At 69.4% G+C, this 16,948-nt stretch carries 19 protein-coding genes; 13 read left to right on the forward strand and 6 right to left on the reverse strand.

Features of this window, described 5'->3' with window-relative positions; genetic code table 11:
- Nucleotides 1-249 precede the first annotated feature (249 nt).
- Nucleotides 250-867, reverse strand: a complete 618-nt coding sequence (locus BG418_RS10180; RefSeq protein WP_188273427.1) for a TetR/AcrR family transcriptional regulator — start codon at nt 865-867, stop codon at nt 250-252.
- A 123-nt stretch (nt 868-990) separates the two neighbouring features.
- On the opposite strand from BG418_RS10180, the gene BG418_RS10185 reads away from it, so the two are divergent.
- The 3 genes from BG418_RS10185 (at nt 991) to BG418_RS10195 (ending at nt 4,094) form a co-directional block, all read left to right on the forward strand.
- Entirely contained in the window at nt 991-2,478 is a 1,488-nt protein-coding gene (locus tag BG418_RS10185; protein ID WP_188273428.1) for an amidase, read from the forward strand.
- 160 nt (nt 2,479-2,638) lie between these two features.
- Nucleotides 2,639-3,175, forward strand: a complete 537-nt coding sequence (locus BG418_RS10190; protein ID WP_188273429.1) for a hypothetical protein — start codon at nt 2,639-2,641, stop codon at nt 3,173-3,175.
- 64 nt (nt 3,176-3,239) lie between these two features.
- Entirely contained in the window at nt 3,240-4,094 is an 855-nt protein-coding gene (locus tag BG418_RS10195; protein WP_188273430.1) for a class I SAM-dependent methyltransferase, read from the forward strand.
- 20 nt (nt 4,095-4,114) lie between these two features.
- Here the strand turns inward: BG418_RS10195 and BG418_RS10200 are convergent, their stop codons facing one another.
- A complete protein-coding gene (locus tag BG418_RS10200) occupies nt 4,115-5,302 on the reverse strand; it encodes an alpha/beta hydrolase (protein WP_223184626.1) in 1,188 nt (395 codons plus the stop codon).
- A gap of 207 nt (nt 5,303-5,509) precedes the next feature.
- Entirely contained in the window at nt 5,510-6,250 is a 741-nt protein-coding gene (locus tag BG418_RS10205) for a class I SAM-dependent methyltransferase (protein ID WP_188273431.1), read from the reverse strand.
- A gap of 392 nt (nt 6,251-6,642) precedes the next feature.
- On the opposite strand from BG418_RS10205, the gene BG418_RS10210 reads away from it, so the two are divergent.
- Nucleotides 6,643-6,849, forward strand: a complete 207-nt coding sequence (locus BG418_RS10210; protein WP_223184670.1) for a hypothetical protein — start codon at nt 6,643-6,645, stop codon at nt 6,847-6,849.
- A gap of 77 nt (nt 6,850-6,926) precedes the next feature.
- On the opposite strand, the gene BG418_RS10215 is transcribed toward BG418_RS10210, so the two are convergent.
- Nucleotides 6,927-7,445, reverse strand: coding sequence for a MarR family winged helix-turn-helix transcriptional regulator (locus BG418_RS10215; protein ID WP_188273433.1), 519 nt, complete (start codon nt 7,443-7,445; stop codon nt 6,927-6,929).
- Nucleotides 7,446-7,503: 58 nt separating this feature from the next.
- On the opposite strand from BG418_RS10215, the gene BG418_RS10220 reads away from it, so the two are divergent.
- Nucleotides 7,504-8,385, forward strand: a complete 882-nt coding sequence (locus BG418_RS10220) for a hypothetical protein (RefSeq protein ID WP_188273434.1) — start codon at nt 7,504-7,506, stop codon at nt 8,383-8,385.
- 16 nt (nt 8,386-8,401) lie between these two features.
- Here BG418_RS10220 and BG418_RS10225 read toward each other — a convergent pair whose 3' ends face one another.
- A complete protein-coding gene (locus BG418_RS10225; protein ID WP_188273435.1) occupies nt 8,402-9,253 on the reverse strand; it encodes a LysR substrate-binding domain-containing protein in 852 nt (283 codons plus the stop codon).
- Between the two features lie 80 nt (nt 9,254-9,333).
- Here BG418_RS10225 and BG418_RS10230 point away from each other — a divergent pair, with 80 nt between their 5' ends.
- From BG418_RS10230 to BG418_RS10265, 8 genes are all read left to right on the forward strand, one after another.
- Nucleotides 9,334-9,834: a cupin domain-containing protein gene (locus BG418_RS10230; protein WP_188273436.1), complete on the forward strand. Its 501-nt coding sequence runs from the start codon at nt 9,334-9,336 to the stop codon at nt 9,832-9,834.
- Nucleotides 9,835-9,962: 128 nt separating this feature from the next.
- Nucleotides 9,963-10,544, forward strand: coding sequence for a hypothetical protein (locus tag BG418_RS10235; protein ID WP_188273437.1), 582 nt, complete (start codon nt 9,963-9,965; stop codon nt 10,542-10,544).
- Between the two features lie 44 nt (nt 10,545-10,588).
- Nucleotides 10,589-11,206, forward strand: coding sequence for a TOPRIM nucleotidyl transferase/hydrolase domain-containing protein (locus BG418_RS10240; RefSeq protein ID WP_188273438.1), 618 nt, complete (start codon nt 10,589-10,591; stop codon nt 11,204-11,206).
- Nucleotides 11,207-11,578: 372 nt separating this feature from the next.
- On the forward strand, nt 11,579-11,689 hold the full coding sequence (locus BG418_RS10245; RefSeq protein ID WP_188273439.1) for a keywimysin-related RiPP: 111 nt from the start codon (nt 11,579-11,581) through the stop codon (nt 11,687-11,689).
- Between the two features lie 27 nt (nt 11,690-11,716).
- The gene (locus BG418_RS10250) at nt 11,717-13,573 is read left to right on the forward strand and encodes a lasso peptide isopeptide bond-forming cyclase (RefSeq protein ID WP_188273440.1); all 1,857 of its coding nucleotides are present in this window, start codon (nt 11,717-11,719) and stop codon (nt 13,571-13,573) included.
- A gap of 25 nt (nt 13,574-13,598) precedes the next feature.
- Complete coding sequence (locus tag BG418_RS10255) at nt 13,599-13,853, forward strand: lasso peptide biosynthesis PqqD family chaperone (RefSeq protein WP_188273441.1); 255 nt, start codon at nt 13,599-13,601, stop codon at nt 13,851-13,853.
- On the forward strand, nt 13,850-14,284 hold the full coding sequence (locus tag BG418_RS10260; protein WP_188273442.1) for a lasso peptide biosynthesis B2 protein: 435 nt from the start codon (nt 13,850-13,852) through the stop codon (nt 14,282-14,284). The genes BG418_RS10255 and BG418_RS10260 overlap by 4 nt, the downstream gene beginning before the upstream one ends.
- Entirely contained in the window at nt 14,281-16,119 is a 1,839-nt protein-coding gene (locus BG418_RS10265) for an ABC transporter ATP-binding protein (protein WP_188273443.1), read from the forward strand. The genes BG418_RS10260 and BG418_RS10265 overlap by 4 nt, the downstream gene beginning before the upstream one ends.
- A gap of 117 nt (nt 16,120-16,236) precedes the next feature.
- Here BG418_RS10265 and BG418_RS10270 read toward each other — a convergent pair whose 3' ends face one another.
- The gene (locus BG418_RS10270; RefSeq protein WP_188273722.1) at nt 16,237-16,590 is read right to left on the reverse strand and encodes a beta/gamma crystallin domain-containing protein; all 354 of its coding nucleotides are present in this window, start codon (nt 16,588-16,590) and stop codon (nt 16,237-16,239) included.
- Nucleotides 16,591-16,948 lie beyond the last annotated feature (358 nt).

The raw sequence follows: 16,948 nt of genomic DNA on the forward strand, positions 1-16,948 counted from the left end.
GCCGTCGCCGTCGCCAGTGCATCCGTTTCCGCTTTCCCGGTGTCGGGTTCGCGGGCCCGCAGGACGGTGAGGCAGGCGCATGGCGAGGCGCCTCGTCCGCGACGGCGTCCAGCGCTCTCCTGAGTGTCACCCGGCGAAGCGGAGTTCCGCTCGTGGCCGTCGCGGAGAGCGCACTCGGCGGCGGGTTACGCGGCGACGGACAGGTGACTGGTGAGCTGATCGGGTCGGACCCCGGTGCCGGGACCCGGCTCAGCGTCCGCCGCCCGTCCCGCCTCGGTCCAGGACGCCCTCGACCGCAGTGAGGAGCCGCTCCCCCGCACGGTCGACGCTCCCGTTCTGAGCACTGATCTGAGCGCCTTCCATGAGGAAGGTGATCTCCGCGGCGGCCTCTTCGGGGGCCCGCACACCCGCCCTCTCACACATGCCCGTGAGCCGGCGCAGTTGGGTGGCCTTGTGGTCCTCGATCAGTCGGCGGGCCGGGTGTTCCCGGTCGGGCAGGCCCGCGATGGAGTTGACGAACGGACAGCCCCGTCGCGCGATGTCCGGCAACCCCTCGGCGATGAATCGCGTCACGGCGAGGACCTGGGCACGGCCGTCGACGGGGTGCTCGGCCTCCGTCCGGTCGAAGGCGGTCGAGTACCCCGCCGCGACGATTCTCAGCCACTCCTCGATCAGGGCGTCCTTGGTGACGAAGTGCCGGTACAGGGCCATCTTCGTGGTCTTCGCCCGCTCGGCGATGGCCTGGACCCCGACGGCCCGGACGCCCTCGCGCAGGAAGAGCTCCTCGGCGGCGTCGAGGATGCGCTCACGCGGGGGCAGGCGGGCCACTCTCGTGTCCCGGCCGGGCCTTGGGGGGCTGCTCGCCATCTCCGCCTCACTTCGGTCACCGTCGCCGACCTCTCCCCACCGATGCTACGTTACCGACCGACCCCGAACGATACCGATCGGTATCACGCGGGACCGATCGGACCACCGAGAGGACCGAGCGACTTGAAGCTGCACGAATACACCCGGTACGACGCCGTGGGGCTGGCCGGGCTCGTCGCACGAGGAGACGTCACCGCCGCGGAACTCGCCGCCGCGGCCCAGGACGCGATGACCGCCGTCAATCCCCACATCAACGCCGTCGTGGAGAGCTGGCCGGCCGAGGACGCCCCGAGCCCGGGCAGCACAGCACTCGCCGGCGTCCCGTTCCTCATCAAGGATCTGGCCGTGGCCATGAAGGGCAAGCGCGTCGAACTGGGCAGCCGCCTCGCCGCCGGCAATGTGGCAGCGGCGGACTCCTTCCTCATGCGACGGTTCAGGCGGGCCGGCCTGGTGACGCTGGGCCGTACGGCGACCCCCGAATTCGCTTACAGCACCACCACGGAGCCGGTCCTCCACGGAGCGGCCCGCAACCCCTGGGACCTCACCAGGACGCCGGGCGGGTCCAGCGGCGGGTCGGCCGCGGCCGTCGCCGCCGGCATCACCCCCCTCGCCCACGCCACCGACGCGGCCGGCTCGATCCGCGTCCCCGCCGCCAGTACGGGCCTGTTCGGACTCAAACCCACCCGCGGCCGCGTCTCCATGGGCCCGGACGCCGACGAGGTCTTCAACGGCTTGGCCGTGCACGGCGCCCTCAGCCGGACCGTACGCGACAGCGCGACGCTCCTCGACCTGATCCAAGGCCCCGAAAGCGGCGATCCCTACTTCGCGGCACCTCCTCGACGCCCGTACGCCGAGGAGAGCACCCTCGACCCCGGGCGACTGGACATCGGACTGCTCACCACCCCCTGGAACGGACGCGCCGTGGAGCCGGCCGTGCACGAGGCCACCCTCACCGCCGCCCGCCTGCTGGAATCACTCGGCCACCGGGTCGAACCCACCGACGTGAACCTCGGAGTGAGCTGGGAGGAATTCGTCCTCGCCAACGCCCGGCTGTGGACAGCGAACCTGGTGACATGGATCGACGGCTTCGCCGAGGCGTTCGGCCGCCCCGTCGACGAGACGACCGTCGAGCCCGAGATGCTGGCGAGCTACACCTGGGGACGTCGGGTGAGCGGTGCGGAATTCGTGCATGCCCTCGATGTGCGCAACCGGGTCGCCCGGTCGATCGGCGCGTACTTCGACCGTCATGACGTACTGCTGACACCCACCCTTCCCGAACTTCCCGTAGCCATAGGCACCTACCACCACGGCGCGGAGGGGACGGACGGCCGGGGCTGGCTGGAGCACCTGTTCCACAGGTCGCCGTTCACCGCGGCCTTCAACGTCGCCGGCACCCCCGCCATGTCGGTGCCACTGGCGGCCGATCCGGCCACCGGCATGCCCATCGGCATCCAGTTCGCCGCCGGGTACGGGCGCGAGGACGTTCTCTTCCGCCTCGCCGGCCAACTGGAGAGGGCCGCCCCATGGGAGCGGCGCACACCCCCCGTCTGGGTGGGACATGCGACAGGTGGCGCACGTGCGGCGGCGGGCGCCGGCGCGGGGCGCCGTTAGCGCCCGAGCGGCTTCGGCGTCCGTCACCCGGTAGGGGCTACAACACGCGCGGCTCGCTCCTCCTAGCGGTTCGCCGGGATTCGCCGGACGCCCACATCGTCGGCGGTCTACTGTGCGGACACGCCGCGCTGCCCGCCGCGGTCGCATGAGGAGGAAACCTGTGTCATCACCTTGTGACCCCCAGCACGCTCCCGCCGGCGATGTGGGCGGAGCGCTCATGATGGTCGACTCCCGGCTCAAGAGCGTCCACGCCGACAAGGCCGGTACCGACCCCGAACAACAGGCGCTGATCGACCAGTACATCGCGTCCCTGGGTCCCACGGGAGCCGATGACCTGCTGGACGGCGCGTGCACGCTCATCTTCATGTTCATGAAGTGGCTGCGGATGGCTTACGAGGACCACGACAAGGACGTCATCGAGTACGTGGTGCCCAACCTCGTCGCCACGCTGCGCAGGTTGCCCAAGAGCGTCCGCCCCGAGGCCATCCCCACCATGGCCGGACTGGTCGTCGCCGCGGGCACCGACCTGAGCCCCAGTCTGTGGCGCAAACAGTACGGAGACTGGACCGGGTTCGAGATGACTCCCCTGGAAGCCACCACCTTCCTGCTCGCGGAACACATCAACCGCCTCACCGAAGACCCCGACTTCGCCACCCGGATGATCACCGAAGCACTGTCCCGGGCGGACGAGTCCTGACGCCGGCGAGTACGACGAGTCTCAGCGGCAACTCCCGAACCGGGCGACCGAAGGAGCCGGAGCGATGAGCCTCGGGAGCGATGTCCACTACCGGCAACATGTCCTGCCGTACTACCGGGCGTTCGGCTCACGCTTCGGGTATGCGACGCTGCTCGGTCGTACGCGCCACTTCGGCTGGTACGAACCGGGCCACTCCCCCTGGGGATTCACGGCAGCCATGCGGCGCATGGAACTCGTCGTGGCCCGGAAGTTGGCCCTGCCCGCGGCGTCCGAGGTGCTCGATGCCGGGTGCGGGGTCGGCGACACGGCCCGCACGGTCGCCCGGGCGAGCGGGGTGTACGTCACCGGGATCGACGGCATCGAGCCCGACGTCGCCATCGCGCGGCAGCGGTCGGCCCGGGCCCGCGAGTCGGGTGGGCGCACGCGTTTCCTCGTGGCCAACTATCACGCCCTCCCGTTCGCCGACGCCTCCTTCGACGGCGTCTACACGATGGAATCCTTCGTCCACTCCCCCGACCCCCGACAGGGACTCGCCGAGTTCTTCCGCGTCCTGCGCCCTGGCGGAAGGCTGGTGATGTCCGAGTATTCGAGCACTCCCCAGGCCCATCTGCTGCCTAGGGCACGGTCCGCGCTGCTCAGGGTCTGCGAGCTCTCCGGCATGCCGGGCATGCTCACGATGACCCACGGGCACCTGGAGCTCCTTCTCCGGCAGGCCGGATTCGTTGTCGAAGCGGCCTACGACGCGACGGAGAAGGTCCTGCCGATGCTGCGGTGCTTCTCAGTGCTCGGCCGACTGCCGTATACGGTCGCGCGTGGCGTGGGCCGTGGCGACAGCCTGGTCAACGCGATGAGCGGGGTGGAGATGTACCGGCACCAGGAGACTTGGCGCTACAACATCTGCGTCGCCACCAGGCCATGACGTACCTGCGGCGCCCCCTCTCACGGGTGGTGCTGGAACGTGACCTCCGGGTTGGCCGACGACGGGCCGTCGAGCAGGGGCTGGGGACGGCCCTTCAGATGGAGGTCGAAGAAGGCGGCGACGTAAGCGCGGGTGATCTCCGCTGAACGCTCGCCGGAGATGGTCGCGCCCGGGATCGGGATGTTCAACTGCCCGGCGAGGACGGGCAGATCGGTGAAGCTGATGTGATCGGTTCCTGTGACGGTCAGCCAGCGCTTCCAGCCGTCGAGATTCGTCCAGGCCCGGTCCCAGGAGTGGTCCTCGCCAGGGGCGTGCCCGGACTGGGTGCCGAGCAGCAGGAAGGGGCGGTGGTCCAGGCCGGTGGCGGGGATGGGGATGTCGAACGTGCCGTCCATGTCCACCCCGGCGCGCACCCGCTTGTCGGCGGTCATGGCCGAGGCGGCGGCGCTGCCACCGACGGAGTGGCCCGCCATGCCGATACGGTCCCGGTCGATCATCTGGCGGTATCGGCAAGGTGAATGACGACTCGTCAGCTGGTCGATGACGAACGAGACGTCCTTGGCCCGGCTCTGATTCACCACCGGCCACCCGCCCGGGATGTCGTCGCACACGACGCAGCCGAGGGTGCGACCGTCGGGGAAAGTGGTTCCCGAGTCCTCGTAGGTGTGGTTGACCAGCGCGACCACGTATCCACGGCTGGCCAGGTCCTCGGCAAGGCTGGTGAGGGTGGTGCGCGGCATGGTGAAGCCGGGTGAGAGCAGGACCAGGGGGAAGCGGCCGTGCGCCGGGCGGGCGTCGCTCCGCGCCCAGGAGCGGGTGCCGCTGAGCGTCTCGGGCGGGATACCGGCTCCCGGCACCTGCCGCTCAAGCAGCAGCGCCGCCTCCTGGGTGGTCATGTAGGGCGCGGGGTCACCGGTCCCACGCCGCGCGGGGTAGAACAGCGACACCATCAACTGGCGCGGACCGGCGGCAGGAACCCACGGGTCCGGCCGACCCGTGTCCACCAGGTGCAGTGTGCTGAGGCCGACCGCGTGCGCGCCGGTGGGACGAGGGAGCTCCAGCTGCACACCCACGCTCGCCGAGGCAACGGACCGGGTGGTGGCAGGGGCCGGGGGCTCGGCCTGTGCCGTGGCGACCGGCAGAATCATCGGCAGGGCGAGCGCGAGAGCGAGCACGCCGGGTAAGGCGATGCGATGAGTTCGGACCATGACGTCAACGTAGGGCCCGCCGTCTGACGTGACATCAGCACGGCGATGTACCGCAACGGCTCGACTCCCCTAGGGATTTGCCAGGAGGACTCCCTGATGATCGCGATGGCCCCTGGATGATGCTGTTCAGCTCCCTGGCCGACCCATCGTGAGGCGACCGGCCCTTCGCAGGGCGCAACCGTACGCGAGGTCCGGTCAGTCGGCCGGTCAGGCGCGGCAGCGCAGCATCTCCAGCGGCGGGTGCGCGAGGACGTCGGTCCAGAAGTCCTTACCGAACTCACGGATGCCGGCTTCGGACACTTGCAGCGGAACCCACTCCACCTCGCTGAACCCGGTCGCCCGCAGACACTCCTCGTAGACCTCGCGGCGCGGGGCCGAGCTGACGATGCTGATGGGCTGCGGGTCGAGGAGCGCCGTGACCCGTACCTTCGGCCCCGTCTCGATCTCACCGGCCGGCTCACAGCGGAACCCGTACGTCTCCAGGGACGCACAGTCGAACTGGTAGTCGGGCCTCTGGGCAAGCACGAAGAACTCCCCACCCGGCACCAGGCTCCGGTGGATGTTGCGGCACATCCGCTCCATCTCCGCGATGTCCCTTGCGTAGTTGAGGCACTGCACTCCCAGCGCGACATCGAAGCGCCGCTCAACAGACCGCAGTTCGGCCACGTCACCGACCTCGTAGCGCACGCCCAGCGGGTCACGCTGCTCGATGTCCCGCGCGGCGGCGATCATCTCGACGGAGATGTCGACACCGAGGACATCCGTGGCGCCGCGCCGCTTGAACTCCCGGCTGTAGAAACCGGTGCCGCACGCCAGGTCGAGAACCGACTTGCCGCTCACGTCCCCGACCATGCCCAGGAAGCTCGGCACCTCCCCGAAACGCATCAGCGGCAGGGCCTTGAACCCCTCGAATGCCTCACCGATCTCGTCGTACTGCTGCACGCTCACGTGCTACCCCGTCCTGTGGTCCATCCTGTACGCGGCCACACCGACCCTCCGGAACCAGAGCCGCGCCGAGCCGCCGTCGTGGCAGAAAGTCTCCCCCCGCCCTGTCCGGACGCCGTACTGGCAGATGACACAAAGAAGTTGACCGGGTGACCCTCGTATCAACCAACACAGAAAGCCCCCGTTCTGGTCAGCTGGACGAAGAAATGGAGCGCGTCCGCCTCCCGTCCACCGAGACGCCACTGACAAACCGGCTCCACGCGAGGCGTTGACCCCCGCCGTTCACGCCCTGGCCCTGGCAGGCGGAAGGTCAAGCTCTGGCGGCAGGCCTGGGCGTGGGGCTACCGTTGCGGACGGCATCGATGGCGTGGATCAGGGGGTAGGCCGTGGTGACCATGATCGTGTTTTTCGGGTTATTGCTGACGCTGGTGGTGTTCCTGAGTGTCGTGGTGGTGCGGCGGGGCCGCAGCCGTACCGAGAACGCCGACGGGCTTCTCATCGAGCAGCAGCGGCGGATCTACGCGCAGACTGCCCGGACGTCCTTCAACTCCCTTGCCGTCCACAACTCCCCGCCGACCATGAGTGATCAGTACGAACACTGACAGCGCCCGCATCCCCACTACGCTGCATCGTCACGGCGTTCCCACTGCCGGACGTCCTGGCGTGCTGGCCGACATCGTCATCCGTCGAGCGCCCGGGTCTCATCCGGACCGGACTCAACAGCGGTGACCAGCTTGCGCAGCAGGTCGGCGAGTGTCTGCTTCTCCTCTGCCGTCAGCACCGAGAGCAGTGCGCCCTCGTCCTGTTCCTCGGAACTCGCATGGTGCTCGAAGGCGTCGTAGCCGGCGGGGGTGAGTTCTACGCGTACCCGGCGGCGGTCGGCCGGGGCGTTCGTCCGGCTGATCAGTCCGGCCTCCTCAAGCGGCCCGAGCCGTACCGACAGTGCGCCGCGGGTCAGGCCGAGCATGTCCGCGAGCTGTGACGGGCTGGCGGCGTACGGCGGACCGAGGCGGCGCAGCATGAGAAGGATCTTGAACTGACCGTGTTGCAGCCCGTCGGAGTCCAGGGTGTCCCGTCGGGCCTGAGCTGCGTGACGCGCCAGGATCGCCAGCCGGGCGAAGATCGCCTCCTTGACCGGGTCCATCCAGTGGAGTTCCTTCGACCAGAGCGTGACGTGCTGGTCGACCGAGTCCCGCATCCGTACCTCCGAAGTAGTTTTCTTGTGGATACTTTTTCGGATAACTACCTTCCCCGCCATGACAATCACCGCGAAGGACACGAGTACCGACAGCACTGCAACCCCGGTCGGCATCCCGGTGGCCGAGGTCGTCCTGGCGGCTCGTGAGCTGGCCAAGGGCGGCCGGTGGCACACCGCCGCGCGTCTGCTGGATGCGACAACGGCAACGGACATACCGGCGCGCGCCCTGCTCGCTCTGGCGACTGCCGAAGTCGCCCTGGAAGGCGACTGGTTCGGTGGTACCAGCATGGCGGCCGGACGCCTGGCCGCCGCGCAGGAGGTCTTCGAGGTCGGGGACGTTGCTCCCGCCAGCCGCTGGGACCTGGCCTTCCTGCGGCTGAGGCACGAGTACTCCGGCCAGATCGTCGGCGCCGGAGGGTGGCAGTTGGGGCCGGAGGGCAAAGATCCGGAAGTGATCGCGGACCTCCGCCGCCGCGCCGACGATCTGCGCCACCAGGCTCCCGATGAAGTGCGTCGCGGCTGGGCGGAGATGTACCTCGGTCTGATCGCGGACAACCTGTTCGCGGACCGCGACGCCGCACCCGCCCACTACCGGGCCGCGCTCGACGCCGGCGAGGCCGGTGACGACCTGCTCGCCCGCGAGGCGTTGCGCCACCTCGGCGACCATGACCACGACGACGGCGACGACCAGTCGGCGCTGGAGCGCTGGAGGCGGGCGGCCGAACTGGGCGCCCGCGCCGGCGCAGTCCCCGGCACCCTCTCGCAGCAGGTGTTGCTGGCAGTCCTCGCCCGCGACAGCGGCGACCAGGCCGGAGCCACGGCACTGGCACGTGAGACAGCCCGCTGGGCGGGAGCCCTGGGCGCTACACACATCGAGGCCCAGGCCATCGGTTTCCTCGACGGCGCGGACCCAACCGCACCGCCGGAGAACCGCTCCTGACCGCGCCGAGGGGCGTTCAGTCGCGATAGGCGGCAGTCGCAATCTCGACGAACGAGCGGACCAAGGGATTCGTATCGCCCTCGTTCCATGCCACCACCACCTGGCTCGGTGCCATGTCGGTCACTGGGACCACGGTGAGCCCGTCTCCCGGCTCGTGGCCCAGGACGGTCACACCCACCGTGCCGTTCCAGAGGACGGCTTGTCGGCATTCCTGGACGGCGCGTACCACCGGACCCTCACGGGATTCCCCACCGTTCCAGTACAACTGCCAGATGGGGTCGGTGCCTTGAGGGAACAGGAACCATCGGCGGTCGGCCAGGGCGGCGAGGGTCAGGCTGGCGCGGCTGGCCAGCGGATCGTCGGCGCGCAGCAGCGCGCCCACCGGGTCGGCACGCAGTTGACGCACGCTCAGGCCGGTCTCGTTGAACGGCCCGCGGGTCAGGGCGATGTCGACCAGACCGGCGTGCAACCCGCAGGTGGGATCGGTCAGATCGGTCTCGCGGATGCGGACTTCGACGCTCGGGTGCCGCCGATGGAAGGCGTCGGCCAGCCGGGTCGCGCTCGGGTCGGTGCTGTCACCGAGGATACCGATGGTGATGGTCGCAGCGCCGGCCGCAGCGGCCACACGTATACGTACCCGCTCGGCCCGGTCGAGCAGTGCGCGCGCCTCATCGAGCAGCACCGTGCCCACCGCGGTCAGGGTGACACCGGCGGAAGTCCGGTCGAACAGCGCGGCGCCGAGCTCGGTCTCCAACTGCTTGATCGCCCGGCTCAGTGGCGGCTGGCTCATATGCAGCCGGGTGGCGGCCCGGCCGAAATGGAGTTCCTCGGCGACCGCCACGAAGTAGCGCAGCGTGCGTAGTTCCACGCTGCAACGATACCCGTACGGTATCGACGTCGGAGAACGGGTCTTGGACAGTCGCGGTGCTCCGGCAGTGGAATCGGAGCATGACAGACGAACCGAAGGCCAGCGAGCCCACCGTCGACCCCGCCGTATCGGTGGTCGGTCCGGACGACGGTGAGACGATCTTCCTGGGCACCACGCGACTGCGCGTCCTCGAAGACGGCAGCAACACCGGACACCGCCTCGGGCTCGCCGAGTCGGTCCTGGCGCCGCACACCCCCGGACCGCCGCAGCACCGCCACGCCCAGCACGACGAGGGTTTCTACGTCATCTCCGGCACGGTGCGGTTCACGGTCGGGGACAAGGACTACGACGCGACGGCGGGCACGCTCGTGATGGTCCCGCCCGGAGCCCCGCACACGTTCGCCAACACGACCGACCAACCGGCCGTCATGCTCAGCACGTTCACACCGGACCTGTACGTGCAGTATTTCCGGGACCTACGCGACATGATCGCCGCCGGCCAGGCGCTGACTCCCCAGGCGACCATCCAAACGATGAGCCGTTACGCCACCGAGCCCGCCACCGACTTCGCGCAGAACTGAAGGGAGTCACCTGCGGATGTTGGTGTGATGCCTCGCGGCCGCCCGGCCCGGTCTGCGCCGGGCGGCGTTTCTGCTGCTCAGTCTGAGGACGCATGGCACCCTGCCACTACGCGAGGGAAGATCGGGGCATGACGATGATCAGGTTGACGGGGATGCGGCGCGGAATGCTGCCGATGGCGGTACTGGCCGTGCTGGCGGCGGGATGCGGGACGCAGAAGTCCGGGGACGTCGGCGACGCGTACCGCAGTTCGCATCCCACGCCGACCGGGATTTCGACACCGAGCACACCTGCGGACTTCACCTGCCCCGGCGAGAGCCCCATGCCGACGCCGGCCGCGACCGCTTCGGTCACGGCCGCGCCCGGCGATCACTATGCCGAGAACCACGGCTTCAGGGTGCCCTTCGAGTTGCACGGCAAGCACCGTTGCGACGGGCTCGCGGCCATCAAGCGCGTCAAGAGCGCGCTCGAACCGCTGCGCAAGCAGCGTGACTTCGCGCCCGAGCACACCCTCAGCGCGCTCACCGGCCTGGGCTACCCCACGGAGAAGGTGCGGACCTACCAAGACGGTTCGGGCGTCGGCTTCCTCGTCGAGGCCGACCCCTGGCCGGTCTGCGTGGAGGGCACGATGAACGACGCGACCACCCGGGCGGACGCGTTCGGCGGTTACCCCGACCACAGCGGCTGCGAGACCCCGAGCGGTGGCCACTGAGAAATTTGCGTGCCGTCCACTCGGGGGACATGCAGACTCGCCCCATGGCGGACATGCAGGTGTTCCGGGACGCGATCAGTGAATGGGCGAGCGGCGGTTCCGGCGAATCGGCGAGTGAGCTGGCTGGGCGGCTGCGGGTGCGGAGCGCGGTGCTGCTGGAAGGGCCCAGTGATCTCGCGGCCGTTGAGGCGTTGGCCGCACGTCGTGGGCGGGATCTCGCCGACGAGGGGGTGTGCGTCGTGTCGATGGGCGGGGCGATGAGCGTCGGCCGCTACGCCGGCCTCCTCGGGCCGCCCGGCCTCGGCCTGCGCCTGGTGGGGCTGTGTGACGAGAACGAGCAGCCCTTCTACGAGCGCGGCCTGGCGCGGGCAGGGGCGCCGCACGAAGGGTTCTTCGTGTGCGTGAAGGACCTGGAGGACGAGCTCGTCCGCGCACTGGGCACAGGGCGAGTGGAGGAGATCGTCCGGGCCGAGGGCGACCTCCGTGCCTGGCAGACCTTCCTGCACCAGCCCGCACAGCACGGTCGGCCCCGGCACCAGCAGTTGCGGCGCTTCCTCGGGACGAAGAAGGGCCGCAAGATCCGCTACGGCCGCCTCCTCGTCGAGGCCCTCGGCCCCGAACAGGTACCGGCCCCGCTCGACGATCTCCTCAAGAGCCTCTGACCGACGCGCGAGAGGGGCGCACAATTGCCGGGCGCGGGCCAGTAAAGTAGCGAGAGGGAAACAAGGGCGCTTGACTAGGAGATCGCGCTGCGCTGGTGCGCCCCTTTCCAGCGATAGTCAAGGCCTCACCAAGCGTGCTGATGAAATCGTTCCGCTCGTCGCGCACGGGGGGTTGAGTTCATATTCCGCACGAACCTGTGGTCCGGACCTGGTAGGCCGAAACATTCCCCTCTTGGTCCGATTGTCGGATAATCCTATAACGTTCGCCATCCTTGCCAGCCCCACTTGACCTGCGCCTACCTTTGTCCCTGGCCGCCTCCCGACTTCCCGGGCGGTGGTGACGTTCAGTCAGAGGGAACAGAAGGAGTCGTTATGAAGAAGGCGTACGAGGCGCCGACGCTCGTCCGGCTGGGTTCTTTCCGGAAGAACACGGGGCTTCTGGGACGTCACGGAAACGACCGCCTCATTCTCAGCAAGAACTGACGGTCGACGGTACGTCCATTCGACGTCATGACTGACACGCACGCAGGTGCGAGTCCGGGCCGCGGCGACATGCATTTCGCGGTCTTTCCGGACCGCGAGGACACGGCCGCCGCGGCCCGCCTCTTCGCCCGCCCCGGAACTCGTACCCTGCCCTACGCCTCGGGTCGTCCCTGGCTGATCGGCCGGTGGCACGACGACGAGCTCGTGACCGCCCAGGCCGGTCCGGCAGCCCTCGCCGCCATCGGCTGCTGTCCGCTCGACACCACTCAACTACAGCGTCGCGCCGCACAGTTGCGGGACCTCGCCCAGCTCGACGCACTGGCCCGCTCCACTCCCGGCAGCTTCCACCTGGTGGCAGCGCTCGACGGACGGCTCCGGATGTACGGCACCGCCTCCGGACTGCGGCTCGTCTTCCACGCGGAGATCGACGGGGTGTGCGTCGCCGCCACCCGCGCCGACGTACTCGGCGCCGCCCTCGGCCGGGAACCGGACGCGGAGCAGGTGGCGGTCAGGCTGCTGTGGCCGATCCCCCATCCCATGCAGGAGGCACCGCTGTGGCGAGACGTCACCGCCGTGTCCCCGGAGGACGCCCTCGTGGTCGCGGCGGACGGCCGGGCCGCCCGCCACTCGCGCTGGTGGACTCCTCCCGAGCCGGTACGGACGCTCACCGCCGGCGCGGACCTGGCCCGCGACGCACTCGCCGACGCCGTCAACACCCGTACACAGCAAGGCGGCACCGTCAGCTGCGACCTGTCGGGGGGCCTGGACTCCACCTCCGTCTGCTTCCTCGCCGACCGCTCACCCGCCCATGTCGTGGCCAGCACTTGGCCCGGACGCGACCCGGCCGACACCGATCTGCACTGGGCCCGGCAAGCCGCCGAATTCATGCCGGAGGTCGAACACGTCGTCTGGGACGCCGACGCCTCTCCGCTCGTGTACACCGATCTGCTCACCATCGACGACCTGCTCGACGAACCGACCATCGGCGTCATGGACCGCTCACGCGTGCTGCACCATCTGCCCGGTATGGCCGAGCGGGGCAGCCGACTGCATCTCACCGGTATCGGCGGCGACCATGTGGCCTGGTGCTCCGAGGCGTACTACCACCGCCTGCTGCGCACCCGCCCACTGTTCGCCCTGCGGCAGCTGCGGGGCTTCCGTGCCCTGTGGCAGTGGCCGCTCGGTGGCACGGCGCACGTCCTGAGCGATTCACGGCCGTACGGGAAGTGGCTGGCGGAGACAGTCGGACGGCTGCGCGATCCCCTTCCCGCGACCGTCGCCGGCGCGCTGGGCTGGGGCGGGGAGCCGCGCCTGTTCGACTGGGTGACACCCGAGGGCGAGTGGCTGGCCGCTCGGGCGCTGCGCGCGGCGGCCCAGGACGCTCAGCCGCTCCACCGTGATCGCGGTATGCACGCCGATCTCGAACAGATCCGCTCCTGCACCCGCATCATCCGCCAGTGGGACGTGATGGCCGCCAAGGCCGGTGTGCCGATGGCGTCGCCGTTCCTGGACGACCGTGTCATCGAGGCGTTCCTCGCGGTACGGCCCAGTGAGCGTGTGTCGCCCTGGCAGTACAAACCCCTGCTGGGCGCCGCCATGCAGGGCGTCGTACCGGACGTATGTCTGCGGCGCAGCAACAAGGCCGCCGCATCCATGGACGCCTCCAACGGGCTGCGCGAGCACCGCGCCGATCTGCTGGCTCTGTGGGAGGACTCACGACTGGAACGCCTCGGCCTGGTGAACGGCGACGCGCTGCGCGGCCTCGCCCGGCGACCCGCGACGCCCGGACTCCAGCACGCCATCCTCTACTCCACGATCGCCACCGAGGTATGGCTGCGCGGTCTGCCGCGCGGCGCGAAGGCCGGGGCGACCACCTCCACCTGACCCTTGAGCGAAAGGTACGTACACCATGGCACTGCGGTTCGGCCCCGACGTCTCCACCGCGCACACCGACTACGGAACCGTCCTCCTCGATGAACGCAGCGGCCAGTACTGGGAGTTGAACCCCACCGCCACGCTGATCATCGAGACGCTGCTCGCGGGCAAGGACGAGGCGGCGGCCACGGACGCGCTCGTCGTGGAGTTCGACATCGACCGCGAGCGGGCGCAGCGGGACGTCACCGAGCTGGTCTCCGAACTGCGCGCCTCTGGACTCGCCGCATGACCACACCCAGCGCGCTGGAGCGCCCCGCCGGTGTGCCCTTCGCCCGGCGACTGGGCGCCCGACTGGTCCTGCTGCCCGCCGTCGCCCTCTCCTTCCTGCCGCCGCGCCGCATCCGCGCCATCCTCAACCTCGTCCGCCGTGGCGCCGCGCCCGCGACGGCCGTCCAGGCGAAGAACGCCCGCGACGCGATGTGCGCCGTGAGCCTGCTCTGCGCCGCCCCGCGCGGCTGCCTGCCCCGCTCCCTGGGCGCCGCACTCCTGTGCCGGCTTGGCGGCAGCTGGCCCACGTGGTGCACGGGGGCGCGGGTCGTACCGCCCTTCACCGCCCATGCCTGGATCGAGGCGGACGGCCGCCCCGTAGACGAAGGAGTGCCCGACGACTACTTCACCCGGCTGATGGCGGTCACCCCGGTGGGCCGGCCCGCTCGATGACCCGGTCCGACGGGGAGGCCCCCGACCGTACGACCCGGGGCGCGGTCGCCGCCATGTTCCGGCTCACCGCCGGACACCGGGGCGCCATGGCGCTGGCCACGGTGCTCACCCTGGTGGGCTCCGCCCTGGGGCTGGCCCAGCCACTCGTCGCCAAACGCATCGTGGACGCGAGCGGCGCGGGCCGGACGTTCTGGTCGCTGCTGGCGCTGCTCGGCGCGCTGTTCACCGTCGAGGCGGTGACCGGGGCCATCGGCCGGTTCCTGCTGGAACGGATGGGTGAGGGCATCGTGTGCCGGCTGCGGCACGGCCTGGTCAGGCATCTGCTCCGGCTGGAGATGAAGGAGTACGACCGGCATCGCACCGGCGACCTCATCTCCCGGGTCACCGCCGACACCACCCTGATGCGGGAGGTGGTGGCCCAGGCGCTGGTCGACCTGGGGACGGGGGCCGTCGTATCAGCGGGCGCGATCGCCCTGATGATGTGGCTGGATCCGCTGCTGCTGCTTCTGGTCGCCCTCACGGTGGCCGCGGCCGCGGTGATCGTGGCCTCTCTGCTCAAGGGCATCAGGGCCGCGTCCGAACGCATCCAGAACTCGGTCGGCGCCATCGCCGCCGAACTGGAGCGCGCACTGGGCGCGTTGCCCATGGTCCGGGTGCACCGGGCGGAGGAGCGCGAGGCGGCGCGGATCGGCGAGCGGATCGACCAGGCGTACAGCGCGGGGGTACGGACCGCTCAGCTGGCCTCGGTGATGAGCCCCGCCGTCGAACTGGCCGTCCAGGGCTCCTTCTTGCTCGTCCTGGTCATCGGCGGTCTGCGCGTGAACAGCCACACGGGCTCGCTCGGCGACCTGGTCGCCTTCCTGCTGTACGCCTCGTATCTGGTCCTGCCCTTGTCGTCGGTCTTCCGGGCCGTCGGTCTCATCCAGCGCGGTATGGGTGCCTACCAACGGGTGGCGGAGGCACACGACCTCCCGACGGAACCGGAGCAGCCCACCACCACCTGCTCGATCGCACACACCCGGCCCGCGTCGCAGCCGACGGCAGCACTCGCCCTGCGGGACGTCCACTTCGGTTACGAGCCGGACCGGCCCGTACTGCGCGGCGTCTCCTTCACCGTCCCCCATCGTCAGCAAGTCGCCCTGGTCGGACGGTCAGGAGCGGGCAAGAGCACCCTCTTCGCGCTGGTGGCACGGTTCTACGAACCGGATGAGGGAACCCTCCTGTTCGACGGCCGGCCCACGACCGAGCTGAGCCGCGACCGGTGCCGGGCGCGTATCGCCGTCGTCGACCAGAACACCCACGTCGTGCACGGTTCCCTGCGCGACAACGTCACGTACGCCGTACCAGACGCCAGCGACACCGAGATCGGCCGCGTCATCGAACTCGCCCAGCTGGAAGGGGTCGTCCGGCGTCTGCCCGGCGGTCTGTCGGGCGTGCTCGGCGAGCGTGGCGCGACGCTCTCCGCAGGGGAACGGCAGCGAGTCGCCCTGGCCCGCGCGCTGCTGGCCCGCCCCTCTCTGCTCCTGCTCGATGAACCGACCTCACACCTCGACGCCATCAACGAGGCAGCACTCACCACGGTCATGCGGGATGCCGCCCAGGAGTGCGCCCTTCTGGTGATCGCGCATCGCCTGTCCACCGTCCGGCATGCCGACCGGATCGTCGTCCTGGAAGGCGGCCGAGCCATCGCCTGCGGGCGCCACGAAGAACTGCTCACCACCAGCCCTGCCTACCGCAAACTCGCCGCCGGCCAAACTCTCACACCCGGAGCCGCGTTGCCTTCCACCGCCTGCCGATGCTGGCCACGCCCGGAAAGGAGTGGCCAGCATCAGTGAGCCGGGTGCAAACAGATTCACCCTGCCGGGAATCCGATGCCCGCCCGGAAAACGGCGGTATCCGTGAGTGGATAATCAGTGAAAATTGCCATCCCGGGCGACCAGCCCGTCACATCGTCACAGAATTTCGATGGAGTTGACCTTCGGCGGACGGTTCGGGAAGGTGATCTCGTGCCACCGCTCGATCTTCACCGAATCACCGTTGGCGTCGTAGTAGATCAAGTCGTTGTTCCCCGTGGAGATCTTGTCGACCCACCACCCGCCGAAATCGGTCCTCCCCTTGTTCGCGTAGCAGTCCACACTGTCTCGCCCATTGCTGTGCGACCAGATCTTCAGGAAGTTTTCCCCACCGCGGCAGGCGACGTGGTCAATGGCGAAAGCGTTACCGGTCGGCATGGCCATGGTGATCGCGGCAGTTGCGGCGAACGCCACGGCCGCGGAACGCGCGACCTTCTTTGTTTTTGAGATCACAAGTTCTCCTAAACTCGAATATCGAATCGGGAGTTCACTTCGCGACGACCGCGCGGGCGGCGTGATGCTGAACACGCATCACCATGCCCCCGTAATGCGGCCATCGCGTCGTCTCGCGCTTGCACAACGACGATCCTATAAAGCGGCTGTACAGGGCAATCTGTTTAGTGCCGCCCGGCCGAAATGCGCCCCCGAATGTCCAGATCTGGGTACATGTCAGGGAGTTGACAGGTTTAAGCCCGCGCCAACTCCGCTTCCTGTCACCCCTGTCGAGCAGGATGGCGCCGGGGTCGGGGCCGAGCCCGGCCGCCTCGGCCCGTCCAGCATCTTGACCGAGGACGACGCCGGAGTCCTTCCA

Source organism: Streptomyces sp. CBMA152, from assembly GCF_014596475.1.
Lineage (GTDB): Bacteria > Actinomycetota > Actinomycetes > Streptomycetales > Streptomycetaceae > Streptomyces.